Genomic DNA, 25,724 nt, shown 5'->3' with positions numbered 1-25,724 from the left:
CTATTCATGCCCGTTCTCTTGCAATCTATTCTTTCTCCCGCCATATTTCCGCGCCGAGCTCCGTCAAATTCGCGACCAGCCGATCGTAGCCGCGATCGATGAACTCCACGCCGGAAATTTCGGTCACGCCGTCAGGCACGGCGAGCCCGGCTACGACCAGCGACGCTCCTGCCCGCAAATCCGTCGCCCTTACCTTTGCTGCGTTCAGCCGACTGCCTTCGATGATCGCCGATCGGCCTTCCACCTTGATTCGCGCGCCCATGCGCTGCAGCTCGGGAATATGGCTGAACCGGTTGCTGTACACATAGTCGGTCAACAGGCTGATGCCGTTCGTTTGCGTCAGCAAGCTGATCATCGGCGATTGAATGTCGGTGGCGAAGCCGGGGTAAACGAGCGCCTTGACGTCGATGCTCTCGTAATCGCGTTGCCCTACGACGCGAATCGATTCGTCCATCTCATAGATATGGACACCCATTTCCTGCAGCTTCGCAGTGACGGCCTCCAAATGCTTCGGGATCACGCAGTCGACCGTCACATCGCCGCGGGTTGCCGCCGCCGCAATCATGTAAGTCGCCGCCTGAATGCGGTCGGGGATAATCGAATGCCGGCAGCCGCTGAGCGAGTCGACGCCTTCGATGCGGATCGTCTCTGTGCCGGCTCCCTTGATTTTGGCGCCCATGGCGTTCAGCAATGTCGCCACATCTATAATCTCAGGCTCTTTGGCCGCATTTTCGATAATGGTGATGCCGCTTGCCCGCGTGGCAGCCAGCATGATGTTAATCGTCGCCCCAACGCTGACGACGTCCAGGTATATCTTCGCGCCCTTCAGCTTGCTCGCGCGAATGTGAATCGCGCCATACTCGTTGCTTACCCTGGCGCCGAGCGCTTCGAATCCTTTGATATGCTGATCGATCGGACGCGGCTCGAAATTGCAGCCGCCCGGCAGCCCGATAACCGCTTCGCCGAAACGGCCGAGCAGCGCGCCCATCAAATAATACGACGCGCGCAGTTTCTTCACGTTGCCGTTCGGCATCGGAGCGGAACGCACCGCGCTCGGGTCGATCGTCATCTGATCCCCCTGGCGGCTTACGACCGCGCCGAGCTCGCCAAGCAGCGTCATATACGTCTCGACGTCGCTAAGCGCCGGCAAATTGTCCAGTATCACCGTCGACTCCGCCAAAATCGCGGCGGGAATGAGCGCAACCGCGCTGTTTTTGGCGCCGCTGATCGGCACGGTGCCTCTGAGCGGCTTTCCGCCTGCTACCAACAGTTTTTCCATGTGTCCCTATTTTCCCCCTACGCTGCAAGAAGAAACGGTTTCGCTTTCCTTATTCCCTGCGAAGACATGGCGACACCGCCGGAAAGGCAACCTCGCAGGAAAGGGAAAGCACCCTCTCCGATGCTTTCCCGCTTGGAGCTTAAACCGCTTGCTTACGCCTGATTGGCGCTGCCGAACAATTCAATTTTGGATTTGACGACATCGACCATGGCTTGACGGGCAGGGGTCAAATATTTGCGAGGATCGTAAACTTTCGCGTCTTTGGCAAGTACGCTGCGGATCGTTTCGGTGCAAGCTACTTGATTTTCCGTGTTGACGTTGATTTTGCCTACGCCGGCCTCAATCGCCTTGCGGATCATCTCGTCCGGCACGCCGGAACCGCCATGCAGCACAACCGGCACCGGGATCGCCGCCGACACTTTTTCGATGATGTCGAAGCGGATGTTCGGCTCGCCGGCATACATGCCGTGTGCGGTGCCGACCGCAATCGCCAGGCAATCTACGCCGGTTTCTTCGTAGAAGCGAATCGCTTCTTCCGGCTTCGCCAGGTTCGCATCCTCTTCGTCGACGCTGATGTCGTCCTCCACGCCGCCGATCGTGCCGAGCTCGCCTTCCACCGATACGCCCATGGCGCGAGCGGCCTTGACGACTTCCTTGGTCAGGCGGATGTTGTCTTCGAAGCCGTGGTGCGAGCCGTCGAACATGACCGAACTGAAGCCGGCGCGGATACATTTCATTGCGACTTCGAAGCTGCTGCCGTGGTCGAGATGAAGCGCGATCGGCAGGCCGGACTTCTTGGCGGCCGCTTCGGCGATCGCAACGGTGAACTCGATGCCCATATACTTAATCGCACCCTCGCTGACACCGTAAATAAACGGCGATTTCAGCTCCAGGGCCGCTTGCATAATTGCTTGCGCGAATTCAAGATTGTTCATGTTGAATTGCCCGACGGCGAACTTCTTGGCCTTCGCCTTCGGTAAAAATTCGTTCATTGAAACTAATGGCATGGCTTCTGATCCTCCCGAATTATGTCTACTCAATCATAACGACTATTACCGCATTGAACCGCTTCTCAGGTTCAATCGGCAATGAAGTTTACCTCTTGCGCCGGGCCTACTTCGCTGATTTGCACCGATCATCACTTCATTATAGCACAAAAAGACGAGCCGCCGCTAACGAAAGCGGCATGCGCTTCCGGCAGCGGCGCCCGTTGTTCCGACTGGAGGGTTAAAACGCGGATGGCGCAGTATGCTTCAGCTGATGGTTGACCGCGATGCGCAGTTCGTCGATATCGAACGGCTTGGTGAAATGCATGAGCGCGCCGAGATCGGTCGCTTCCTTGATCAGATCCAGCTCGCCGTAAGCGGTCATCATGATCACCTTGATCGAAGCATCGATCTGCTTGATATTTTTCAAAATGTCAATGCCGTCCATACCGGGAATTTTCATGTCGAGCAGCACAAGGTCGGGCGATTCCCGGCGTACGATATCGAGTGCGATTTTTCCGTTCGGCGCTTCGAAAGTGCGGTACCCTTCCGTGTTGAAAACTTCGAGCAGCAGAATGCGAATGCCGTTCTGATCGTCCACGATCAATAGCTTCTTGTCCATCGTCATGCGTACCCCTTTCTCATGCTGTCCGGCTGCGGCGGCCGGCAGCTGCGCTTCCGCGATATAGTTGGGTATACATTTCGCTGTCGTTCCCCCTATTCCTGCTCGCTGCCCGCGAAAAATTTCCATCCCCGTCAAAAACAGAAAAACCGCCCTGGCTCATGCCCGGACGGTTGGGATTGGAAAGGATGCATCAAACTAGTGAGTCAGCTGAAACGCCGCCTGCACGAATTCGCGGAACAACGGCTGCGGCCGGTTCGGCCGGGACGTGAATTCCGGATGGAACTGCACGGCCAAAAACCACGGATGCTCGGGCAGTTCGATCATTTCGATCAGGCGCCCGTCCGGCGAAGTGCCGGAGAACACAAGCCCCGCCGCTTCCATCGCTTCGCGGTACTCGTTGTTGAATTCGTACCGGTGGCGATGACGCTCGTAGACGAGCTCGTCCTCATAGCAGCGCATCGCCAGCGTGTCGTCGGCAATTTTGCACGGGTACAGGCCGAGCCGCATCGTGCCGCCGAGATCTTCGATGTCCTTCTGCTCCGGCAGCAGGTCGATAATCGGGTAAGCGGTCGTCGGGTTGATCTCCGAGCTGTTCGCGCCGGCCAGTCCGACGACATTGCGGGCGAATTCCACCACAGCCACCTGCATGCCCAGGCAAATGCCGAAGAACGGAATGTTCTTCTCGCGCGCGTAACGAATCGCGGCGATCTTGCCTTCGATCCCCCGGTCGCCGAAGCCGCCGGGCACCAGAATGCCCTGCACATCGCCGAGCAGATCGTCCACGTTGTGCTCGTAGACGTCTTCGGCGTTGATCCAGCTCAGCTCGATTTCGGTATTGCAGGCGAAACCGGCGTGGGACAACGCTTCGACAATGCTCAGGTAAGCATCGTGCAACGAGACGTATTTGCCGACGATGGCGATCCGCGTCTTGTACTTCAGTTGCTTGATCCGGCCGACCATCGCTTCCCACTCGGTCATATCGAGCGGACCGGCCTTCAGCTTCAGATGATTGACGACATAGTCGTCCAGCCCTTGTGCCCGCAGCATCAGCGGCACGTCATACAGCGTATCGGCATCGCTCGCTTCAATGACCGCATTCGCTTCGATGTCGCAGAACAGGCCGATCTTGCGTTTCATGTCCTCGGACAGCGGATGTTCGGTACGGCACACGATCACATGAGGCTGGATGCCGATGCTGCGCAGTTCCTTGACGCTGTGCTGGGTCGGCTTCGTCTTCACTTCGCCGGCCGCCTTCAGGTACGGGATTAGCGTGACATGAATGTACATGACGTTCTCGCGGCCGATGTCGCTTTTGATTTGGCGGATCGCCTCGAGGAACGGCAAGCTTTCGATGTCGCCGACGGTGCCGCCGATTTCGGTGATGACGACGTCGGAGCCGGCTTCGCGTCCCGCGCGGAAGACGCGGTCCTTGATTTCGTTCGTAATATGCGGGATAACCTGCACCGTGCCGCCCAAGTATTCGCCGCGCCGTTCCTTCGTGATCACGGACGAATAAATTTTGCCTGTCGTGACGTTGTTGTTTTTGGTCAGATTGATGTCGATGAACCGCTCATAGTGCCCCAGGTCGAGATCGGTTTCCGCCCCGTCGTCCGTCACGAACACTTCGCCGTGCTGATAAGGGCTCATCGTGCCCGGATCGACATTGATGTACGGATCGAATTTTTGAATCGTCACTTTGAGTCCGCGATTTTTGAGCAGCCGACCGAGCGAAGCGGCCGTAATTCCTTTGCCGAGCGAAGAAACGACGCCCCCGGTCACGAAAATGTACTTCGTCACAACGATACCTCCTGTATCTGGTAAAAAAAACAAAAAGTGACACCCGTAGAACACGGGGCACTTTGGATTCAAACGCTTATAAAATTATTGTAAATCTAAAGCCCATGCAATAGTTTACTCTGTTCGCAGGGGGGCTGTCAAGCCAAGCCGCCGGCAACGAAAGGCCGCTTCCGGCCTTCGCCGCGGCGGCGCGGCACCTTATTTGTCGTCGTCTTCGTCCTCGTCATCTTCGGCGCTGGCGAAATCGTCTTCTTCGGCGTCTTCTTCCAGTTCCTCGGCGCCTTCTTCCGCGTCTTCCTCCAGATCTTCCTCGTCGAGGTCCTCTTCGAACACTTCTTCTTCCTCTTCTTCCTCGTCAGCCGCAATATCCTCGCGGTCTTCGTCGAAGGTGTCGAAGTCTTCCTCGTCGGAGGCGTACGTTTCTTCTTCCTCCTGGTAATCCTCGTCGTCCAGATCGTCGTCGTCGTCGTTGATGATGCGCGGCCGTTTGGCGCTGCCCATCGCGTCGTCGGACTTGTTGTCGACCGGATACCAGCGTTTCAAGCCCCACAGGTTGTTGCCGACGCAAGCAAACCGTCCGTCCACGTTGATTTCGGTATATACTTGGGCGATGACCTGCATCACCTGTTCGTCGGAAAATCCTTTGATTTTGGCGATTTCGAGCATCAGATCGCGGTAGTAGAACGGCGTATTCGCCGCTTTCAGCAATTCGAAGGCCAGGTCGACCATCGGAATTTCCTGTGCCTGCTCCGCGCTTATCTTAAGCTGGTACTGGCTGCTCATTCCACATACACCCCTTCATCGGCTTCCAAAATGATCTTCATCTAGTAAACCTTATTTTATGTAAAAATGCAACTCGATGCCGTCCTCCCGGGAGCAAACAAAAACCGCGCCATTCGCCATCGTTCGAGCGGCCGGCGCAAACGGGAATAAGCGGAAGCATCGCTGCTTCCGCTTACGACTGTATCCGCTTAAGACGCCGGTCGGCCACCCGCCGCCCTCTTCCGGAAACAAGAGCCGGAATCGGTCTCTCCCTTCATCGTATGTGGGAGCGTGCGCAGTGACACGGGTGTGCGTCTAATTATTTCAAATCAGGCGCCAACCTCATGCCACGGCAACGGTCCCTTCATATCATAACGGAGAACCTGCTAACCCTCGGAACGAAATGGGGATGTGGACGTGAATGACGAACCTCTGCTCCAGGCCATTGTCCGTGAAACGGCCGCCGCATCCGACTCCACGAAACGGTATATCATCCGCTTCGCTTCCGCCGAACACTACGAGCGTTTCGTAAGCGGCATCGGGACGGTTTGTCCGGCGCAAGCGGCGGCCGCTGTCACCCCGCTCCCGCTCATCCACGCCGTCTCGTGCCGGCTGCGGTCCGCCGCTGCCGTGAAGGCAGCCGGCGCCTCCTGCATCGCATATATTGAAGCGGACGATCGGCCCGCTTATGTCAGCATGCTCCACGGGGCGACCGCCAGACGAAAACCTGTCCGCCCACGCACGCCCAAACCGGCCATCCCCTGGGGAGTCGGCCAGATCAGAGCGCCGGAAGCATGGCCCCTCAGCACCGGCAGCCGCGTCAAAGTCGGCGTCATCGACACAGGGATCGACTACCATCATCCCAATCTGCGCGACTCGTTCGAAGGCGGCATCAATTTGGTCCACCCGCATTTGCCGCCGCTTGACGACAACGGTCACGGCACGCACATATCCGGCACGATCGCCGCCGCTGCGAAACGATCGGGCATCGTCGGCGTTGCGCCGCACGCTTCGATTCATGCCGTCAAGGCGTTCGACCATAACGGCAGCGCCTACGTGTCGGATATTGTCAGCGGCATTTATTGGTGCGTACGCAACCGGATCCGCGTCATCAACATGAGCTTCGGCATGAAAAAAAAGAGCGGCGCCCTGGAGGACGCCGTACGCAGCGCTTATCATGCCGGCATGATCGTCGTCGCCTCGTCGGGCAACGACGGCAAGCGCAGCGGCATCGATTTCCCCGCCAGTTGCCCGCTTGCCGTTTCGGTCGGCGCCACGACCAAACGAAGCCGGATCGCTTCGTTCAGCAACCGCGGCCGGGCCATCGACATTTTTGCTCCCGGCGAAAAAATTTACTCCACCTGGCTGAACGGCAACTATCATGTGCTGAGCGGCACTTCGATGGCCACTTCCCATGTCTCCGGCGTCATCGCGCTGATGCTGGCCGCAAAGCCGGAATTGACGCCGCGGCAAATCAAATGGCTGCTCAAGCGGCACGCCTCTCTTATGACCGTACGCAACGAACTGCAGGTCGCTTATGAAGCGAATGCCTACCGCACGCTGCTCGCGCTGTCGCGCATCAAGAGCTAGCGCTACACCCGGTGATGTCCCTTCATCGGCTTCGCCAGCGCTTCCCGCCACAGGGCGCACCATGTTTCGTAGTCGATCGCGCCGTGCTCCGCGGCTTCCTCGCTGCCGCGCACGACGAACGACGGCTGATCGGAGCGGCCGGACGGCGAGCCGGTTTTGTGAAAGCGCAGGTCGAGCGACCAGCGCACGATATCGGAGCGGTTCGACGTGCCCCGGTGCGGCGTGTATTTGTTCATCATTACGATGCCGCCCTTGCGGCACTCGGCCGTTACCGGCTGCTCGCCCGGCATCAGGTCGCCGCGGATCGTCGTGCCGCCTGCGGCCTGGTGGGTCAGGTAGCCGCGACGGAACGAACGCGGGATCACCTGCATGCAGCCCGTACGGGCTGTCGCATCCACCAGCGGAATCCAGAACGTGATAATTTCCGACGCTTCGGAATCTTCGGTCGTGACCGCGGCGTCCTGGTGCCACGGCACATTCTCCATGCCGATCGGCTGTTCGCCTTCGCCTTTCCACGGCGTCTTGAGCCGGATATGCTGAATCGGATTGCACGACACGTCGCGGCCCAGCAAACATTCGGCCACGTCCAAGAGCTTCGGGTTGTGCAGAAACTCGAACATGGCGGGGCCGAGCAAATACATAATATCGAAGCCGCGGCCCACTTCCGTCGATTGCCGCATCAGCGACGCCATGCGCGTTTCGAACGGCTCGCCTTCGCATCGGTCGGTAATTTTGCCTTGCGCGTACAGCTCGTTCGCGCGTTCGTCAATCGCCCGGTTCAGTTCCGCGATGACCGGCGCCAAATCTTCTTCGGCGAATATATCCTCCGCAATCAAATACCCGTTGGTTTGAAAATCGACGATTTGTTCGATCGTAAGCGCCACTGACGTTTCCCCCCGGTTGGAAATTCCCGATTCGCTGCAGCCGATCGGAATTACCCTAAGTATAGGAAAAGGCGCCGCTTGGCAGAAGGCATAATATTGCCCGGGAAGCGGACTATTTTATCCTGTTTTCCGCCACCATTCGCCGGCGGTGCGCTTGAGGCGACTGCCCGTACGTTTCGCGATACACCCGCGCGAAATACGACGGCTCCTCATACCCGAGCCGCTCCGCGATCGCGTAAATCGGCAGATCGGTGTAAGCGAGCAGCTTCTCCGCCTCGCGCATGCGCGCTGTCTGCAAGTAGCCCATCGGCGTATCGCCGGACTGTTCCTTGAACAGCCGGCACAAGTAATTGGGCGTAACATGGGCGAAGTCGGCGGCTTCCTTCAGCTTGACGGGGCGGTGACGGTTCGCAAGCAGGAATCGTTTGACGCTGGCGACCGTGTCGTCCGTCATTTCGATCATGCCGCCTTCTTGCAGCATCGTCCGCAGCACCGTTTCGATCCGCGCCCACAGGTCCGCCACCATGATGTCCGCATGCTGCTGCAGGCGGGGACTCGTGAAAGCGTCGATCACATGCTCGAAGCCTTCGCTCAGCATCGGCTTGAAGCGGGCGGGCACGGCGTACGGCGTATGGCGGCCTTCTTCGGTTACCGCAAACCCGCACTCGTCGAAGAAGTCGACGACGGCCGCTTTGCCGGTGTCGTCCGTCAGGCGGAACGTGCACTCCAGGTTGGTCAGCGGGCCGTCGCTGCCGAAATAAAACTTGTGCGGCACGTCCGGGTTCACGATATAGAGCATGCCAGGCTTCGCATCGGTCGTATAGCCGCCGACCGTAAACACCCCGCTGCCTTCAAGAATATACATAAAATGGAAGACCGGATGAGAGTGAAGGTCGCCCCGCCTGTCGAGCCGATCCTTCATTAAATTGGTCGTCAAATGGTCGATCGTCAAATAACGGTCGCCCAACTTGATCCGGATCTCCATGATGGTTCCCTCCGTTTCGTCCGCATGCCGTGCCCGGCTGCGGTCAGGACGTTTGCCCTTCCCCATTCGATCCGTAGGACAGCCGCAGGGTGAACATGCCCGCCGGGTCTCCGGAAACGGACAGTTCGTACCGCCACTGCACGTCGCCGCCCGTTTCCTCCAGGCGCATGTGCAGCTCGCGGGTCGACGTTGCCAACTCCACCTTGCCGTGCGCCGTTTCGTAATAGCCGCGATGCGTTTCGCCGGCCGAGAACGTTTGCTCCGAGCGCACGTCGCCGTGGCGAATGATGCGCACGCCGTCCGGACCGAGGCGCACCGTTGTCGTCGTGCGGCCCATCTCCTCTTCCAGTTCGGAATAACGCAAATACACATGTTGCCCTTTCCGGTATAAATCCGCCTGCGTTCGGCGTTCGATCCGATCGTCTTCGCTGCCGCCGGCAATCGTCAGCGGCACTTGTACGGCTTCCGTCATGGTTATCCCACTTCCTGCTTCGCTGAATAGCATCGATCTGAAAAATCATTATATCATATCGTACAGATTTGCCGCTTTACTCGCACAAATCTTTCCTCTCGCTGCGATCGCATAACCCGATGCTGGATACGAACAAATACTTTTGGACCGGGGTCGTCTTCCTGCTCCCGATTTCCGCCATGATGCTGACGTTTCTGGTCGTACCATCGATGCAAACGATTGCGCTGAGCTTGACGAGTTGGACGGGAATCGGGCGCATCACCTATGTCGGCCTGGAAAATTACCGCATCATTATGGATGACGCCTCATTCCTGCGCGCTTTGAAGCGCACGCTGTTCATGGGCTTCAGCATCGCGCTGCTGACCAATCTGTTCGGGTTGACGCTGGCGCTGGCGCTCGATCGCGCCTTCCGTACGCAGAAGGCGCTGCGGGCGCTCTTCTTCATCCCGAAACTGATTCCGATCGTCGTCGCCGCCTTCATCTGGAAATACATGCTCGACGCCAACAACGGCATGATTAACAAAGTGCTGAGCGAATTGCTCGGCCGCGACGTCAAGCTGCTGTTGATCGATACACCGGGCAACGTCGTTTGGACCGTGATCGGCATCGCCGTTTGGCAAATCGTCGGACCGGTCATGCTTGTTTACTTGGCAGCCTTGCAGACGGTGCCGCACGAGCTCAAGGAGGCCGGACTGATTGACGGCGCGAATGCCTGGCAGCGGTTTCGCAGCATCGTGCTTCCGCTTATCGCCCCGGGCATCACCATCAACGTGTTGATCGGGTTGGCAAACGGGCTTAAACTGTTCGACCTGCCGTTCGCATTGACCGGCGGCGGTCCGGCCAATGCAAGTGAAACGCTGGCCATCCGCATTTACAGCAACGCCTTCCAGAGCTCCGAGCTCGGCTACGGTATGGCCGGCGCTTTTGTACTTACGGGTGTCGTTCTTGTGATTACGTTCGTTTTTGTGTTTCTGTCCAAAAAGTACGAAGGGACGGTGCACGGATGAACAACCGCAACCATCGCAATTTCGGCTTGATCGTTGGCGAGGCTGTGTTCCTGCTGTTCGCGCTGCTTTACAGCGTTCCGCTCTATACCGTGCTGATCAATGCGTTCAAGAAGCAGGAAGAAATCGGCCGCAATCCGCTTGCGTTCCCGAGCTTCGAAGCCGGCTTCGACAATCTCGTTCACGCCTTCGAGCGAATGGAGCTGCTGCGGACATATGGCGTAACCGTCGCTATTGCCGCGATGAGCGTCGGCTACAGCGTGTTTTTCTCCGCGCTGGCCGCTTATGCGATCGCACGGCTGCGCGGTCGTTTCTTCGACGGCATGTTTTGGCTGTATACGTCCTTTATTTTGCTGCCGATCCAGTCGGCTTTTATCCCGCTGATCTTCGTATTGAAGCGGTTCGAGCTGTACAACAACATCTTCGGCTTGTCCATGGTGTATGTCGCAGTAACCGCACCGTTCGCCATCTTCATGTATACCGGGTTCATCAAGAGCATTTCCCGCGAAATGGAGGAGTCGGCTGTCATGGACGGCAGTTCGCCGCTGCGGACATTCGCCGTCATTTTGCTGCCGCTGTTGAAGCCGGTAACCGCCACCGTCGCCATTTTCCAAATCATTTACATTTGGGACGATTTGTTGCTGCCGCTCGTCATTCTCAACTCAAGCGACTATCCGACGATCACGCTGATGTTGTATAAATTTTTCTCGACCGAGGGCATGACCGATCTCGGTTTGTTGTTCGGCGGCTTCTTTCTGGTCTTGCTGCCGCTCGTTGTGCTGTTCCTGTTCTTTCAACAATATTTTGTCAAAGGGCTTACGGCCGGTTCGGTCAAAGGATAAACAGACGGAGGTTTATGCAGATGAAGCTCAAATACAATACCGCCTGGCTGCGCGATGCGAACAATCCGGTGTTGCCGCCGCTGCCGGGGAGCGCTTATGACAGCACTTGCTGCATGAACCCGTGGGCGGTCGTTCGCGAGGATGGCCGCTACGACCTGTATTATGCGGGCGCCGATAACGAAGGGCGCCGCCGCATTTGCCTGGCGGAGGCCGGCGAAGACAATATCGCCGCTTGGGAGCGGCATGGCGTCCAGTTGAGCAACGGGACGCCGGGGAGCATCGATGCCAACTGGTGCGTGCTGCCTCACATCGTAGATATGGTCGACAGCCTGCGCCGGCTTTACTACACGGCGAACAGCGGCGTGGGCAAAGGTTTGTCCGCGTTCCCGGGCATTTGCGTGGCGGAATCACGCGACGGCGGCCCTTGGGTGAAGCTTGATACGGGACCGTTGCTGGCGCGCACGAAAGTAGAAGGCGATCCCGATTGCCAAGGCATCGCCGGCGGCTCGGTGCTGCGTGTGACCGATGTGGACGGCCGCTTGCAATGGCGGTTTTACTATACGGGGTGTCCGACGCTGGGCGACGATGTCTTCCTCGACCAGCAGAAGCGCATTTGCCTGGCCGTTTCCGACGACGGCCTCCATTGGATCAAGCGTGGCGCCGTTATGCTCCGCAACCCGCAGCACGACTACGAAAACATCGCCGTCGCCGGGCCAGTCGTACGCCGCTTGTTGGACGGCACCTATCAGATGTGGTATTCGGCAATCGGCACCCGCTGGGGCTACTATTCGATCTGTTACGCCGAATCGGCGGACGGTCTGACGTGGAACCGGGGTACTCATTACGGCGACAACCTGCAGCTTGGCCCGAGAGGCAGCGGTTGGGCGGCAAACGACTGGGAGAACAAAATGGTCGAATATCCGTCCGTCGTTACACGAGAAGACGGTTCATATCGGCTGTTCTACACCGGCAACGGTTACGGCGAAGGCGGCATTGGCACTGCGGTATCGACGCCGTTGCGGGCGACGATCGACGACAATGGCGCCCACCTTGCCGCAAGCGACGGGCGCGGCGAGTGGAAGCTCACCTTCCCGTCGCTGGATCGCCAGTCGGCTGTGCGTTGGCTGGGGCCGGACCCTGACGGCTCGCTCTGGTTCGAAACGACGCTGCCCGACGGCATCGCGATCCGCCTGCGGCTTGTTCACCAAGAGGATGGACTCGTCGTACGCGTGACCGTTATGAACGCTGCGGATCGCGTCGCCCGCGAAGCCGCTTTGACAGCCATGTTGACGCCCGTTCGTGAAACAACGTTGCCTTCCGACGTCATTGTCAATGGCAGGAGTGCGCGCGAAAGTGAGAGTGCGAATGCGGGCGATAGTCAGAGCGTTCGTGAAGGCGGTTGCCGATGGAGCCCGGCGCCTGGAGACGATGTGACCATCCAGGAAGACGGGGGCTTGATGCACACCTTCGTATTCACCGGCCTCGACAGCGGCGCCACTGTCACGGCTGTGGCACTTATCTGCATCAAGTAGTGACTCGTTACTCGTTATTAGTCATTCGTTACTCGGCAGCCCCTTTTGCCCGTTATCCCGTCGGCTCAAATACATCGGTTACCGGTTAGCGAAGCAGGAGATTCCCTGCATTGAGGGAGGGATGTTATTTGATCTGGCAGCCCCATTTGTCCATTATCCCGTTGGCTCAATTTTTTGCTCCTGGAACTTGGCCGGCGGTAGCTGAACAGACGATCTCGGCAAGTCGGATGTTCTGGCAATGAGGTGGGATGCTTCTGGCAATCAGGTGAGATGCTTCTGACATTCAGATGGGATGCTTCTGACATTCAGGTGGGATGCTTCTGACATTCAGGTGAGATGCTTCTGGCAATCAAGTAGCTTGGGAGGGTCCGGCGAAGCGGGCAAATCGGATAATATTGGCGAATCGGTAGACGCAGTCAGTCGAGTGACGCAAACAATTGAATGGCGCAGACTAGTCGAGTGGTGTAACTTAATCGGATGAAGCCGGTTAATCAGAGATGAGGATTAGTCGATTGATCGGGTTCGTCCGGTAAATCAGGCAAAACCCAAATGATGCAAGTAAACTCCGTCATATTGGAATGTCAAGCAACTATGGCAGCGTACGGAAACGGTGTCGTAGTGGCACAAAGTCGTACGAATGACGAAAAGCACGATTTGCCTCGATGGACCGCACACAAGCGAAAGCAAACTTCATCAAGGTATACTTGCAAATGTTTTTTGCCGATGCCACCGTATGTCGTATGCACCCATTGAAGTGCACGCTCAAAGTGAGGAAGCAGCAGTTTGTTTCTTCGGGCCGTAAATCGTGCTGTCACACTCCGCACGAACGAGCCCGCGGTGACATGGCGCTCCGTAAAAGCGGCGGTACCTTCCGGCAGCACCCGCTTCTCCTCCATATGAGGCAAGGGAACGAGCTTGATCTTCAGACGATGGAGTCTCCCCGACTCATGGAAAGTAGCCCCAATCAGCACGGGGGCATCACGACGGTTTCTCTGGTTGGAATAGCAGTCGCGCTCGGAAGCGAAGGCAGAGTTGACCGTCACTGCACCTGTAAGCGGGTGCCGTGCATCGCTTGCCGCAATAGCTTGCCGCAGCTTCATAAGAATCAGCCACGCGGTCTTGTATGTGACGGAAGCTGCACGGCTGATCGCTGCGGCGTTCATGCGAAACGCCGATTGCGAGGACAAAAAGCAAATCAGAAACCAGACCCGCAGTGAAGTACTACTGCGCTCCATTACGGTTCCGACGATGGGAGAAGCCTGATAATGACAGTCCCGGCATACAAATAGAGGCAACCGGCGAGAACGGAGACAACCGGTATTCCCCGAACCGCAGCGCAAACAACTATATCCTTCCGGCCAACGGAGCTTAATCAAATAATCCGCACAAGCTTCCTCGGTTGCAAATTGGCTATCGAACTGCTCCCGCGACATGGCACCATCCAATCGCAACGAAATGGGCATACAAGCTTGCATCGCCAATATCCTCCCCAAAGTCCCGAAATCTCAACAGCCAAAATTCTGAAGTCCTGAAGTCCTGAAGTTCCGAAAAGCCAATCCAAGTCAAGAACACTTGTTCCTTTTTTTGTATTTTATCAAACATACGTTCGTATTTCAAGCGCTTTTTGGTTAATGTTTTTGCGAAGTAACGATCCCCGCACGCCGTGAAAGTTGCGAGCACCCACTCGGACCCGGCTCGTTCAGCATTGCCCTTCTCTCCAAGAGGGGTACTATCAGGAATTTGAGTCAATGGGATAACCGACAAAAAGAGTTGACGACAGAGATACTTTCGGAGGAATTGAGTTAATGGGATACCCGGCAAAAGGAGTTGACGACAGAGATACTTTCGGTGGGAATTGAGTTAATGGGATAATCGACAAAAGGAGTTGGCGGCTGGGGTAACGTGCTCGATGAGTCGACAGCAAGTTTGGAGCAGCACAACGGAAACATACGGCGACCGGGGAGGATTCGGTTGTGGAGGGGCCAACTGAGATGGATCGGTTGAGATGGGCGGTTGAGATGGGCAACCGAAATATCGACGCGAAGGAATAACATTCGAACTGGAGAAGCGGAACTAAGACGTTTGGAATTGAGGGACTTGGAGTTGGGAGTCGGCGATGTACGAAACATGACGGACTGCGAATAAGAAGTGTACGTCAGGAAACAAATACCGCTCCCCCACAAGAGGAGGAGCGGCTGGCGAAATTATTTGACCAGGTCGGCCACGAAGCGAGGCAGCGCGAACGCCGCTCGATGCAGTTCTGGCGTGTAATAGCGAGTCGGAATGTCCGGAATCGCATTCGGATCGACGGCGAGCGGGTCATGGGTTTTGCTGCCCATTGTGAATGTCCACAAGCCGCTTGGATACGTTGGGATGTTGGCGCAATACACGCGCACGATCGGGAAAATTTCTTTGACGTCGCGATTGACGCTTTGGATCAAATCCGCTTTGAACCACGGGTTGTCCGTCTGAGCAACGAAAATGCCGTCCTCGCGCAACGCCTCGTAAATCCCCTGATAGAAACCGCGGGAAAATAGCTCCACCGCCGGTCCCACCGGTTCGGTAGAGTCAACCATGATAACGTCGTATTCGTTCTTGTGGTCATGGATGTGCATATAACCGTCGTTAACGATGACTTCAACGCGCGGGTTTTCAAGTTCGCCGGCGATTTCCGGCAAAAACTGCTTCGAGTATTCGATGACTTTGCCGTCGATGTCGACTAGCACCGCTTTTTTCACTTTTGGGTGTTTCATGATTTCGCGGATGACGCCGCCGTCGCCGCCGCCTACAACGAGCACGCGTTCCGGGTTGGGATGCGTGAATAGCGCCGGGTGCGCCACCATCTCATGATACACAAACTCGTCCTTTACGGTCGTCATGACCATGCCGTCCAGCACGAGCATGCGTCCGAATTCCATCGTATCGATAATCGCGAGGTCCTGGAAATCGGTTTTTTCCGTTACCAGCGTTTCGCGTATTTTGGCTGTGATGCCGAATGTTTCCGTCTGTTTCTCCGTGTACCACAATTCCATGATCTTCGCCTCTTTCCTCATCGTAATCAGGCCTGTCCGCCGGGTCGTTCCCGTCCTGTCATGCACCTCATTGTATTATAGTGGAACACCCCAAAATTGCAAGGAAGGAACGAAGGCGCTGCCCCTCTTTTACAAAAAAATAATACGCGGCTTGTTAGCGCTGGTATAGTGTTTGCCGACTTTTTCCATACTAAGGAGTGACCCGATCCTATCCGCCCAAAAAGGAGCTGGCGCCGCCATGCCCGAACAGCACCGCAAACCCGCCGCCCCAAGCCGCCTGCTGCGCCGTCTGCGCAAGCTTGCGTCGCTCTTCGCCTCGTTGTCCGTCATCACGCTGGCGGGCCTGTTTCTGCTGCTGCTCTATTGGCGTTCGCAGGCACTGCCGGCCGCAACGGTGGCGCAAACGTCGATGCTTTACGACGCTCGCGGCGAAGTGATCGACGCGATGTACGAAGGGCAGAACCGCTCGGTGGTGCCGCTGGCCGACGTGTCGCCATGGCTGGTCAAGGCGGTGCTGGCGATCGAGGATCACCGCTTCTACGAGCATTACGGCATCGACCCGCAAGGAGTGGCGCGGGCGCTCATGACCGACTTGCGCACGATGTCGATGGAGCAGGGAGCCAGCACGATCACCCAGCAGCTCGCCCGCAACTTGTACCTCGACCACGAGCGCACCTGGTCGCGCAAAATCAAGGAAGCCGTTTACACCATGCGGCTCGAACTGCAGCTGTCGAAAAATCAAATTTTGGAGCAATATTTGAATCAAATTTATTTCGGCCATGCGACATACGGCATTCAAGCCGCGTCGCAGCTGTTTCTGCACAAGGACGCCAAGGATTTGACGCTGGCCGAAAGCGCCCTGCTCGCAGGTATTCCGAAGGGGCCAAAGTTTTATTCGCCCTTCTTGAATATGGCCAATACAAAAGACAGGCAGAAGCTCATTCTGGATGCCATGGCCAAATTCGGCGACATCACGCAGGAAGAAGCGGACGAGGCTTATGCCGAGCCGATCGACATTGTACCGCAGCAGCAAAATCAGGCCGCAATAGCTCCGTACTTCCGCGATTACGTCCGGCAAGTGGCGACGGAGCAGCTCGGCATCGACGAGGCGCTGTTCGACTCGGGCGGCATCAAGGTGTATACGACGCTCGATCTGGATATGCAAAAAGCGGCCGAAGCCGCGGTCGCACAGGAGTTGCCCGACAGCGGCGAGCTGCAAGCCGCGCTGGTGGCGATCGACCCGCGCACAGGCTACATCAAGGCGATGGTAGGCGGCCGCAATTATGCCGACAACCAGTTCAACCGAGCATTCGCCACAACGCGGCAACCAGGGTCTTCGTTCAAGCCGATCGTCTATTTGACGGCGTTGGAGAACGGCTTTACGCCGCTCACTCAGTTCCGCAGCGAACCGACGACGTTCACGTACGACGACGGCCGACAAACGTATACGCCGAGCAATTACGGCGGCCTCTACGAGAACGGGCCGATCGACATGCGGACGGCGATAGCGAAGTCGGACAATATTTACGCCGTCAACACGATCGTCGGCGTCGGCGCCGACAAAGTGATCGAGGGTGCACGCAAGCTCGGCATTACGAGCCCGCTTTCGCCGCTGCCGTCGCTGGCGCTGGGCACGTATCCGGTGAGCCCGTTCGAAATGGCCGCCGCCTTCAGCGTCATCGCAAACGGCGGCGAAAAAGCCGAGCCAACGGCCATTCTGCGCATCGAGGACCCATCGGGCAAGGTGCTATATGAAGCGAATCCTGCACGCAAGGTCGTCTTCGCTCCTGCTTACGCTTACGTGCTGACGAATTTGATGCAAAGCGTCTTCGAGGAAGGCGGCACCGGCTACCGAGTGGCAGACACGCTCAAACGCCCGGTCGCGGGCAAAACCGGTACAACCAACACGGACGCGTGGATGGTCGGGTTTACGCCCGAGCTGGCCACGGCGGTGTGGGTCGGCTACGACAAGGCACGCAGCATCAGCGCGGTGGAATCTCATTTGGCGGCGCCGATTTTTGCCTCGTTTACGGAGAACGCGCTTGCGGCCGTGCCGCCGAAGCTGTTTGCCATACCGGACGGCGTCGTAACCGCCTATATCGACCCGGCCAGCGGCAAACTGGCGAATGCGGCTTGCTCGGACGGCTCTCGGCTGGAAACGTTCGTCGCCGGCACCGAACCAACCGCTTACTGCGCCGATACGGGCGGCGACAGGGAAGAAACAGGCAGCGGCAAGGAAAGCCGCGACTCCGGCTCCTGGTGGAGCGATCTGAAGCGCTGGTGGCGCGACTAACCCGACCTCTTCCGGTCGCGGGCAACACAAAAAAGCAGACCGAGGTCTGCTTTTTTGCTGTCCTAGTATATGGCGGTGCATACACTTTCCCTAGTATAATCCGCACGCCATACGGCGACAACCGCTGACACACAATTGCCATAAATGGACCCCGGCCGTGCCGTCAGCTTAACGCTTCCTTCAACGCACTGTCCGAGCGCTCCCACCATTCCGGGTTGTGCCCGATCAAAAAGGCCTTCAATCCGGCTTTCTCCTCGTCGTCCAGCACATCCAGCAGGAAATGCCGCTTCATCGCCTTATCCATCCGGTTGACGTGGTCGGCGAGAATTTTCCAGCCGCGGCGGGCTTCCGTGTCGATCAGCATCTCGCACGCCGCCGCGCCGCCGTAGCTCGCCCCTTCCGCGCCGCGGTCGATCGCGATCCAGACGATCCAGCACTTGCGCCCGTTCGGCACGTCGTCCTTGTTCGGGGAAAATTTGATCCCCTTCTCGATCTTGCTCTTCGCATGCAGCGTGCCGTCGTCGAGATATACTTCGTCGCCGTCGATAATGATGCCGGATACGTTGCTCAGGTCGATCGACCCGGCGCCGAACCCTTTATGCTGCACTTTGCTGCTGACGATGTTGAGCGCCAGCGGTTTTTTGCCTTTATCGTTCAATTCCAAGAGGGAACACCGTCCTTGCTTGTCGTAAGTACGCTGCGTTTCTGTTGCACATTATCACAATACAGCATGTGGCGCCATTTTGCCACCGAAGCGGCTTGTGCGATTATTCGGCGGATTTCGGTTCGCCGGGGCCGCCCGCATCAAACCGTTCCCGTTTCTCCTGCCGCAGCAGGAACGTGTAATACCCCGCATAATACGCCAGCATTACGAAAAATACAGCCGCCGTCCACGGATCGCCCGCCCACATCTGCGTCGGGTCGTTGGCGGCCGCAGGATCGTCGGCAGTCGGCATGCCGTTCTGGACAAACGCGAAGCGATAAACGATGCGGATAACCAACAGCGCGATGACAAGCATCTGGATGCCGGTATGCGTCCGGTAATACAAGCCATTCTCGCGCCGCTCGAATTCGGAGTGGCGAATGGCGTAATAGGCCAGCACCGCGCCGCAAAGAATGCCGCCGGCATCGGCGAGGTAACGCATCGGATGCGTGTAACCGGTCGCCAGCAGCAGCAAACCGACGAGCGCAAGCATCCCGACGCGAAACTTCAGCCGCCCGGCGCGGAACTGCTGGAAGCCGATCGAGCGGCGAATGCGGCGGTACATGACGAACGCGATCACCAGCGTCGGGATCGCGACTTGTCCGAGGTGGTTCATGGCGGAGCCTCCAGTCCGGCAATATAGAGTGCTTCTATTGTAGCAAACATCGGCCGGCAGACGAAAGCGCAAAAAAACCGCCGTTCCGCCAGAAATAATCCCCGGCTTGCCCACATATACATGCTGTAGACGCTTGTCAACGGGGTGAAAATGGATGAATCGAATGATAGCCCGCCGTACGTGGCAATGGACCTTGGCTCTCGCCTTCGCGTTTACCGTGACGACAATCGCATACCCGCAAATCCATCCGCAGCCGCCGCACCAGTCGGCCGCCGCGCGGCTGGACAACCTGCCGGCCGGCAGCGATACCGTGCTGCAGGGCACGCCGACGACGCCGGAGCAGAATACGGCCGCCCCGCTCAGCAAACGGCTCGTGGAGTATCACATTTCCGTCGCGCTGAACACGGACAACCGGTCGCTGCAAGGCCTCGAAACGGTCACCTGGACCAACCCCGGCAAACAGCCGGTGCGCGAGCTGTATTGGCATTTGTACCCGAATGCTTTCGAGTCGAAGAAAACGACGTTCAATCGCGAATCCGGCGGTCAATTGCGCGGCGACAAAGCGAAGGAAGGCAGCGTCGGCGGCATGAGCGTACAGTCAATCGCCACGGAGCAAGGCGAAGACTTGTCGATGCTGACCAGCTTCGTGCAGCCCGACGACGGCAACAAGGACGACCGCACGCTGATGAAGGTCGTGCTGCCGCATCCGGTCGAGCCCGGCGGCAAAACGACGCTGCGCCTCGGCTTCGCCGTCGCCATGCCGACTGTGTTCGCCCGCATGGGAACCGCCGGCGATTTCTACATGGCCGGGCAATGGTTCCCGAAGCTGGCCGTCTACGAGCCGGCCGGAACGCGCGGCAGGACGGAGGAAGGCTGGAACCTGCACCAGTACCACGGCAACTCGGAATTTTACGCCGATTTCGGCATGTTCGACGTCAAGATCGCCGTGCCGGAAGGCTACACCGTCGCCGCCACCGGTTTTCCCACCCGCCCGGCCACGACAGCCAAGGGCGTGAAGACGTACTATTTTTACGCCGAGGATGTGCATGACTTTGCCTGGGCCGGCTCGCCCCACTTCGTGTATGCGGAAGAGCCCTTCTCGACGCCGAATGTGCCGGGGGTGAAGATCAAGCTGTACCTCGACCCGAAACACGCCGGCTTGAAAACCCGCTACCTGCAGGCCGCCAAAAAAGCGCTCGCCCGCTACAGCGAATGGTATGGCCCGTACCCCTACTCGACGCTGTCGATCGTGGTGCCCCCGGCCGACGGCAACGGCGCGGGAGGCATGGAATACCCGACGCTCGTCACCGCCTGGGGGGCAGCGGACGCACTGCCCGATCTCGACCTAGAGCGCGTCCTCGTGCACGAGATCGGCCATCAATACTGGTACGGCATGGTCGCCACCAACGAATTCGAGGAAGCGTGGCTGGACGAAGGCTTCACTTCGTATGCGGAAGACAAGGTGATGGAGCGCGACTACGGCGTAAAGCCGAACCTGGCGCTGGAAGGCAGCTACGTCACCTCTCCCGAGCCGCTCCGGCAAAACGCTTGGGATTACGGCGATCACAGCCAATATGCCGACAACGTATACATCCGGGGCAAGCTTGTGCTCGGCGCCATCGAACGCGACATCGGCGAACAGGCGATGGCCAAGGTGATGCGCACCTACTTCCAGAAGTGGAAATTCCGCCATCCGTCGACGCAGGATTTTCAGGCGGTGCTGGAGTCGGTGACGAAGAAGCCGTGGAGCGACTTCTTCAACCAGTACGTTTACGGCGGCGAAATGGTGGACGTCTCGGTCGACGCCATTCAGACTCGCAAGCTCGCGCAGAAAGACGAGCAAGGCCGGCAGCTGTACGAGAGCCTGGTACGGCTCAGCAAGCAGGGCGGCAATGTCGCGTCGGTGCCGGTGCGCTTCCACTTCAGCGACGGCACGACGAACGACCAGACTTGGGAAGGCGACGGCCGGGAAGTGCAGTTCCGCCTGACTCACACGGCCCCGGTCGATTGGGCGATGGTCGATCCGTCATACACCATGGTGTTGGAGAACCGTCATATCAACAATTTCCTGCAAAAGGATACCGACCCCGCATTGCGCATCCGCTTGAACGTAGGCGTGGAAAAAATTGTGGAGACCTTGTTCGGCTGGGTCGCCTGGTGAGGTGAAACGTTCGATGCTGCGTTATATGAAGGAAGGCTGGAGCGCCGCGCTGCGGCAGAAGTTTCTGCTGCTGGCGATGGCGGTGTACCGCTTCGGATGGGCGCTTGCGCTGTACGAACTGGCGAGCTCGATCGTCGAGCCGCTGCTGCAGCGGTATCCAGGCGCGGCAGTGTCCTCCGCCCAGTCGCATCTGTTCGCCGCGGAAAGCGAGTTTCGGTTGATCAAAACCGATCTCAGCCACGACTACGTGTGGCTGCTCGGCATCCTGCTGGCCATCCGCATGATCGTCACGCCGCTGCTGAACGCCGGCATTTACTACTCGCTGGCGAACACTCACTTGAACGCCGGCTACCGCTTCATGAAAGGCATTCGCGAGTTGGGCGGCTCGTTTACGCTCTACTACTTGCTGCAGACGGCGCTGGCTTGCGCCCCGCTGGCTTATCTCGCGCCGAAGGCGACGGCGCTCCTCGCGCACGCGTCCAGCTTCGAAGCGCTGCTGCGCGAGCTGCTTCCTTACGCGGCCGGCTGCCTCGCCTGGGGCTTCGCCGTGAAGCTGCTGTTCACGCTGCTGCAGTTCGCCCGCACGGAGCAGCTCTCGCTCGGCCGATCGCTTGCGGTCACGCTGCGCTGCTATGCGCCGATCATCGCGCTGACGCTGCTGCTGCTCGCCGTCTCGCTTGGCGTCGCCGCTGCGGCGATGACCGCCACCTTCGTCTGGGCCGGCTTCTGGACGCTGCTCGCTTATCAGGCGTACCGGCTGCTGCAAACGCTGCTGCGCTTGTGGGAGTTGGCCGCGCAGCATAAGCTGTTCCAGGACAAGGCAGCGGCGTAACCGTGCCGACAATGAGCCAGTTGTGATAGAATGTGGGCAACAACGCGAAAACGCGAAAGTGCGAAAGGAAAGCTGTTGCCATGCAAACGTCGCCCAAACAGCTGCTGGTCGTCGACGACGACCCGGCGATCGTCCAACTGATCGACATTTACCTCGCAAACGAGGGCTACACGGTGTTCAAAGCGGCGGACGGCGAAGAAGCGCTCGACGTGCTGGCGCGCGAGACGGTCCAACTCGTCATTCTCGACGTCATGATGCCGAAGCTGGACGGCATCGAGGTGTGCCGCCGCATCCGGGCCGAACGCGGCATTCCGATTCTGATGCTGAGCGCCAAGGCCGAAGACATGGACAAAATTCTCGGCCTCGCCACCGGCGCCGACGACTATATGGTGAAGCCGTTCAACCCGCTCGAGCTGCTCGCCCGGGTGAAGTCGCTGCTGCGGCGCTCCTACAGCTTGAATCCGCAGCTCCAGCAGGCGGCCGATCCCGGCGTCATTCGCTTGCAGTCGCTCGTCATCGACAAGACGAACCACGCCGTCACCGTCGAAGGCCGCGAAGTTACGCTAACGTCGCTGGAGTTCAACATTTTGTATTTGCTGGCGAGCCACCCCGGGCGCGTGTTCAGCGCCGAAGACATTTACACGCGCGTCTGGGGCGACCCCTATTACCAATCGCACAATACAGTCATGGTCCATATCAGCAAGCTGCGCGACAAGCTGGAGAAAGAAACCGAAGGCGCCAAGCTGATTCAGACGGTGTGGGGGGTCGGCTACAAAATTGATCGCTAAGCTGCTGTTCGGCATCCGCTGGAAAATGCTGCTGTTCTTCGGGATGAGCGTCGCTTCGACGGCCGCCCTGCTTGGCGTGCTGTACGTAGCAGCGGTAATAGCAACCTTCTTCGATATGGGCTTTCTGGAGACGTTCGTCAAATGGGTCTATCGCAGCGTCGGCGTCCCGGCCGCGGTTGCGACGATCGGCGTTCTGTCGTTCGTTGCGTTTTTCCTGCTGCTCAGCCGCTCCATGATCCGCGATATGGCGGTGATTACGCGAGCCGTGCAGCAAATCGCCGACGGAAACCTGCAATCGCGCATCCGGCTCGACACCGAGGACGAGCTTGGCGTGCTCGCCGCCAATATCAACCGCATGGCCGAACGGCTGCACCAGTCGATCGAGGAAGAACGCCGGTCGGAGCGGGCCAAGGCCGAGCTGATCTCGAACGTGTCGCACGACTTGCGTACGCCGCTGACGTCAATCACCGGCTACCTCGGTCTGATCGATCAGGACCGCTACCGCGACGAGCCGGAGCTGCGCTACTACGTCAGTATCGCCTACGACAAGTCGCAGCGCATGCGGCGGCTGATCGACGACCTGTTCGAGTATACGCGCACGAGCGGCGGCATGAAGCTGCATGCGGCGCCGATCGATCTGGGCGAGCTGCTCGGCCAGCTGGCGGCGCATATGCGGCTGGATGCGGAAGCCGCGGGAATGGAGCTGCGGCTGTCCCTCCCCCCTGCCCGCGTCATGGTCATGGCCGACGGGGACAAGCTGGTCCGCATCTTCGAAAATTTGCTGACCAACGCACTGGCCTACGGCCGCGCCGGCCGCTACGCGGATCTGGCGCTGATCGGCGAGAACGGCAGCGCCGTCGCTTCCGTGACCAACTATGGCGATCCCATCCCTTACGGCGACCTGCCCCATCTGTTCGAGCGCTTCTATCGCGTGGACAAGTCGCGGGGCGAACAAGCCGGCGGCTCCGGCCTCGGGCTGGCGATCGCCCGCAACATCACGCTGCTTCACGGCGGCAGCATCCACGCGGCCAGCGACGAAGCGCAGACGCGCTTCGAGGTGCGATTGCCGCTGATTTCCCAGGAGCCCTAGCCTGACGAGGGGCTCTTTTTTTTGCGCTGCAGCAGCGTCCGCCGTCGCATCTTAAGGAAAAGTTAACGAATTCTTATCCTTCTCTTAAACCTTATCCGCTATCGTAGGATTCGAGAAAAGCACAGCGAATAGAGGATGAAGGAAGGCCGATATAGGATGACCAACCGATTCAAACTGACGCTGCTGGCCGTGCTCTCCGGGCTGCTGTTATGGTCGGCCGCCGCTGACGGACGGTTCGCCGCCCTTACGACCCGGCTGCACGGCTGGGCGGCGGACGTCGCAGCCCCCAGCGGCAAGGAGCAAGGCGGCGGCGGACCTTCGGCCGTCGCGGAAGCCGCCGGCGCCGGGAAGAACGCCGGCAAGGCAACGGACGGCACGCCCGCCATCGGCAACCTGGACGCCAAGGCGGCGATCGTGATCGACGCGGCAAGCGGCGACGTGCTGTACCGCGCCGCCGACACGAAGCGAGTGTACCCGGCCAGCACAACCAAAGTGCTGTCGGCGCTCGTTGCGATCGAGCGCGGCAATTTGAACGACATCGTCACCGTCGGCGACGAAGTGAAGCCTGAAGAGGCCGACGAAAGCTCGGCCGGCCTTGTTCCGGGCGAACGGCTGAAGCTCGTCGACCTGATCGGCGCGATGCTGCTGCCTTCCGGCAACGACGCCGCCCGCGCGGTCGCCGTCTACATCGGCCGGCAAAGCGAGAAGTCGCCGTCGCTTAGCGCCGCCAAGGCGACTCGCGCCTTCGTCGCGCTGATGAACGCCCGCGCCAAACAAGCAGGCGCGACCGGCTCCAACTTCGTCAACCCGCACGGCCTGCACAACGCAAACCATTATACGACGGCGCGTGACATGGCGCTGATCGCCCAGGCGGCGATGAAGCTCCCCGCTTTCCAAACCATAGTGGCGAAACGCTCTTACAACGCCCAGTTGCAGGGCGCCGGCGGTTCGCTCCCGCTCGTCAACCGCAACCTGCTGCTGCAGCCGGACAGCGGTTACTACGTGCAAGGCGTCTCCGGCGTCAAAACCGGTTTCACCGATCAAGCCGGTTACTGCCTGGTCTCCTCCGCGACGCGCGGCGGCAGCAGCATCATCGCCGTGGCGATGCATTCGACCAGCGTTGGCGTGTGGACCGACTCTGCACAACTGCTCGCGTACGGCTTCAACACCATCAAGTCCAAAGAGAGATGATCGGCATGCCTACCGAAACGACGCAGCTTCATACAAGGACGGCCGTCCTCCGTTCGCTCGAAACGGAATGCTACCGCGTCTGCTACGCCCTGCTCGGCAACGAGCGGCAGTCGCTGCTGGCGGCCGAAAGCACCTTGCGCGAACTGTTTCGCGACAACGGCTTCTACCGGTTGGACGCGTCCCAGCAATCGCGCCATATGCGCAAGCTGGCGATGCGCGCCGCCATCCGCCAGCACGGAGCTTCCGCGGCCCCCCATTAA

At 58.8% G+C, this 25,724-nt stretch carries 23 protein-coding genes; 11 read left to right on the top strand and 12 right to left on the bottom strand.

Annotation, left to right across the window (positions count from 1 at the left end; translation table 11 throughout):
* Positions 1–25: 25 nt before the first annotated feature.
* The 5 genes from EXY20_RS23030 to rpoE all read right to left on the bottom strand — a co-directional run bounded on the left by EXY20_RS23030 (position 26) and on the right by rpoE (position 5,470).
* Positions 26–1,279, bottom strand: coding sequence for a UDP-N-acetylglucosamine 1-carboxyvinyltransferase (locus EXY20_RS23030; RefSeq protein ID WP_135554459.1), 1,254 nt, complete (start codon positions 1,277–1,279; stop codon positions 26–28).
* Between the two features lie 152 nt (positions 1,280–1,431).
* Positions 1,432–2,286, bottom strand: a complete 855-nt coding sequence (gene fba, locus EXY20_RS23025; RefSeq protein WP_135554458.1) for a class II fructose-1,6-bisphosphate aldolase — start codon at positions 2,284–2,286, stop codon at positions 1,432–1,434.
* A 220-nt stretch (positions 2,287–2,506) separates the two neighbouring features.
* Positions 2,507–2,887, bottom strand: a complete 381-nt coding sequence (locus tag EXY20_RS23020) for a response regulator (protein WP_135554488.1) — start codon at positions 2,885–2,887, stop codon at positions 2,507–2,509.
* Between the two features lie 198 nt (positions 2,888–3,085).
* The gene (locus EXY20_RS23015) at positions 3,086–4,687 is read right to left on the bottom strand and encodes a CTP synthase (protein ID WP_135554457.1); all 1,602 of its coding nucleotides are present in this window, start codon (positions 4,685–4,687) and stop codon (positions 3,086–3,088) included.
* 198 nt (positions 4,688–4,885) lie between these two features.
* Entirely contained in the window at positions 4,886–5,470 is a 585-nt protein-coding gene (gene rpoE, locus EXY20_RS23010) for a DNA-directed RNA polymerase subunit delta (protein ID WP_135554456.1), read from the bottom strand.
* 396 nt (positions 5,471–5,866) lie between these two features.
* Here rpoE and EXY20_RS23005 point away from each other — a divergent pair, with 396 nt between their 5' ends.
* Positions 5,867–7,039 carry a S8 family peptidase gene (locus EXY20_RS23005; protein WP_235886156.1) on the top strand — a complete coding sequence of 391 codons (1,173 nt, stop codon included), beginning with the start codon at positions 5,867–5,869 and terminating at the stop codon, positions 7,037–7,039.
* Between the two features lie 2 nt (positions 7,040–7,041).
* Here EXY20_RS23005 and EXY20_RS23000 read toward each other — a convergent pair whose 3' ends face one another.
* The 3 genes from EXY20_RS23000 to EXY20_RS22990 form a co-directional block, all read right to left on the bottom strand.
* Positions 7,042–7,923 (bottom strand): phytanoyl-CoA dioxygenase family protein, encoded by an 882-nt coding sequence (locus EXY20_RS23000; protein WP_135554455.1) that lies wholly within the window; start codon positions 7,921–7,923, stop codon positions 7,042–7,044.
* Between the two features lie 112 nt (positions 7,924–8,035).
* Positions 8,036–8,908 (bottom strand): helix-turn-helix transcriptional regulator, encoded by an 873-nt coding sequence (locus EXY20_RS22995; protein WP_167859450.1) that lies wholly within the window; start codon positions 8,906–8,908, stop codon positions 8,036–8,038.
* Positions 8,909–8,951: 43 nt separating this feature from the next.
* Positions 8,952–9,380 carry a DUF1934 domain-containing protein gene (locus EXY20_RS22990; RefSeq protein WP_167859449.1) on the bottom strand — a complete coding sequence of 143 codons (429 nt, stop codon included), beginning with the start codon at positions 9,378–9,380 and terminating at the stop codon, positions 8,952–8,954.
* A gap of 119 nt (positions 9,381–9,499) precedes the next feature.
* Here EXY20_RS22990 and EXY20_RS22985 point away from each other — a divergent pair, with 119 nt between their 5' ends.
* The 3 genes from EXY20_RS22985 to EXY20_RS22975 are packed head-to-tail and all read left to right on the top strand — an operon-like array spanning position 9,500 to position 12,758.
* Entirely contained in the window at positions 9,500–10,387 is an 888-nt protein-coding gene (locus EXY20_RS22985; RefSeq protein ID WP_135554452.1) for a carbohydrate ABC transporter permease, read from the top strand.
* A complete protein-coding gene (locus EXY20_RS22980) occupies positions 10,384–11,226 on the top strand; it encodes a carbohydrate ABC transporter permease (protein WP_135554451.1) in 843 nt (280 codons plus the stop codon). The genes EXY20_RS22985 and EXY20_RS22980 overlap by 4 nt, the downstream gene beginning before the upstream one ends.
* Before the next feature lie 20 nt (positions 11,227–11,246).
* Entirely contained in the window at positions 11,247–12,758 is a 1,512-nt protein-coding gene (locus tag EXY20_RS22975; RefSeq protein ID WP_135554450.1) for a glycoside hydrolase family protein, read from the top strand.
* Between the two features lie 581 nt (positions 12,759–13,339).
* Here EXY20_RS22975 and EXY20_RS22970 read toward each other — a convergent pair.
* The gene (locus EXY20_RS22970; protein ID WP_135554449.1) at positions 13,340–14,233 is read right to left on the bottom strand and encodes a transposase; all 894 of its coding nucleotides are present in this window, start codon (positions 14,231–14,233) and stop codon (positions 13,340–13,342) included.
* Positions 14,234–14,962: 729 nt separating this feature from the next.
* A complete protein-coding gene (speE, locus tag EXY20_RS22965; protein ID WP_135554448.1) occupies positions 14,963–15,790 on the bottom strand; it encodes a polyamine aminopropyltransferase in 828 nt (275 codons plus the stop codon).
* Positions 15,791–16,028: 238 nt separating this feature from the next.
* Between speE and EXY20_RS22960 the strand changes: the two genes are divergently transcribed.
* Positions 16,029–18,083 carry a transglycosylase domain-containing protein gene (locus EXY20_RS22960; protein ID WP_135554447.1) on the top strand — a complete coding sequence of 685 codons (2,055 nt, stop codon included), beginning with the start codon at positions 16,029–16,031 and terminating at the stop codon, positions 18,081–18,083.
* A gap of 163 nt (positions 18,084–18,246) precedes the next feature.
* On the opposite strand, the gene EXY20_RS22955 is transcribed toward EXY20_RS22960, so the two are convergent.
* Positions 18,247–18,747: a YwhD family protein gene (locus EXY20_RS22955; RefSeq protein ID WP_135554446.1), complete on the bottom strand. Its 501-nt coding sequence runs from the start codon at positions 18,745–18,747 to the stop codon at positions 18,247–18,249.
* 103 nt (positions 18,748–18,850) lie between these two features.
* On the bottom strand, positions 18,851–19,402 hold the full coding sequence (locus EXY20_RS22950) for a CcdC protein domain-containing protein (protein WP_135554445.1): 552 nt from the start codon (positions 19,400–19,402) through the stop codon (positions 18,851–18,853).
* Positions 19,403–19,565: 163 nt separating this feature from the next.
* On the opposite strand from EXY20_RS22950, the gene EXY20_RS22945 reads away from it, so the two are divergent.
* The 6 genes from EXY20_RS22945 (at position 19,566) to EXY20_RS22920 (ending at position 25,724) form a co-directional block, all read left to right on the top strand.
* Positions 19,566–21,563 (top strand): M1 family metallopeptidase, encoded by a 1,998-nt coding sequence (locus EXY20_RS22945; RefSeq protein ID WP_135554486.1) that lies wholly within the window; start codon positions 19,566–19,568, stop codon positions 21,561–21,563.
* 13 nt (positions 21,564–21,576) lie between these two features.
* Positions 21,577–22,395, top strand: a complete 819-nt coding sequence (locus EXY20_RS22940; protein ID WP_135554444.1) for a hypothetical protein — start codon at positions 21,577–21,579, stop codon at positions 22,393–22,395.
* A gap of 80 nt (positions 22,396–22,475) precedes the next feature.
* Positions 22,476–23,183, top strand: coding sequence for a response regulator transcription factor (locus tag EXY20_RS22935; RefSeq protein ID WP_135554443.1), 708 nt, complete (start codon positions 22,476–22,478; stop codon positions 23,181–23,183).
* Positions 23,173–24,273, top strand: a complete 1,101-nt coding sequence (locus EXY20_RS22930; protein WP_135554442.1) for a sensor histidine kinase — start codon at positions 23,173–23,175, stop codon at positions 24,271–24,273. Before EXY20_RS22935 ends, EXY20_RS22930 begins: the two co-directional genes overlap by 11 nt.
* Positions 24,274–24,429: 156 nt before the next feature.
* A complete protein-coding gene (locus tag EXY20_RS22925; protein WP_167859448.1) occupies positions 24,430–25,464 on the top strand; it encodes a D-alanyl-D-alanine carboxypeptidase family protein in 1,035 nt (344 codons plus the stop codon).
* A gap of 5 nt (positions 25,465–25,469) precedes the next feature.
* On the top strand, positions 25,470–25,724 hold the full coding sequence (locus EXY20_RS22920) for a hypothetical protein (protein WP_135554440.1): 255 nt from the start codon (positions 25,470–25,472) through the stop codon (positions 25,722–25,724).

Source organism: Paenibacillus cymbidii, assembly GCF_004764705.1.
Taxonomy (GTDB): domain Bacteria; phylum Bacillota; class Bacilli; order Paenibacillales; family NBRC-103111; genus Paenibacillus_AN; species Paenibacillus_AN cymbidii.
Note: the sequence above shows the minus strand (reverse complement) of the source record. Positions and strands in the feature narration are given on the sequence as shown.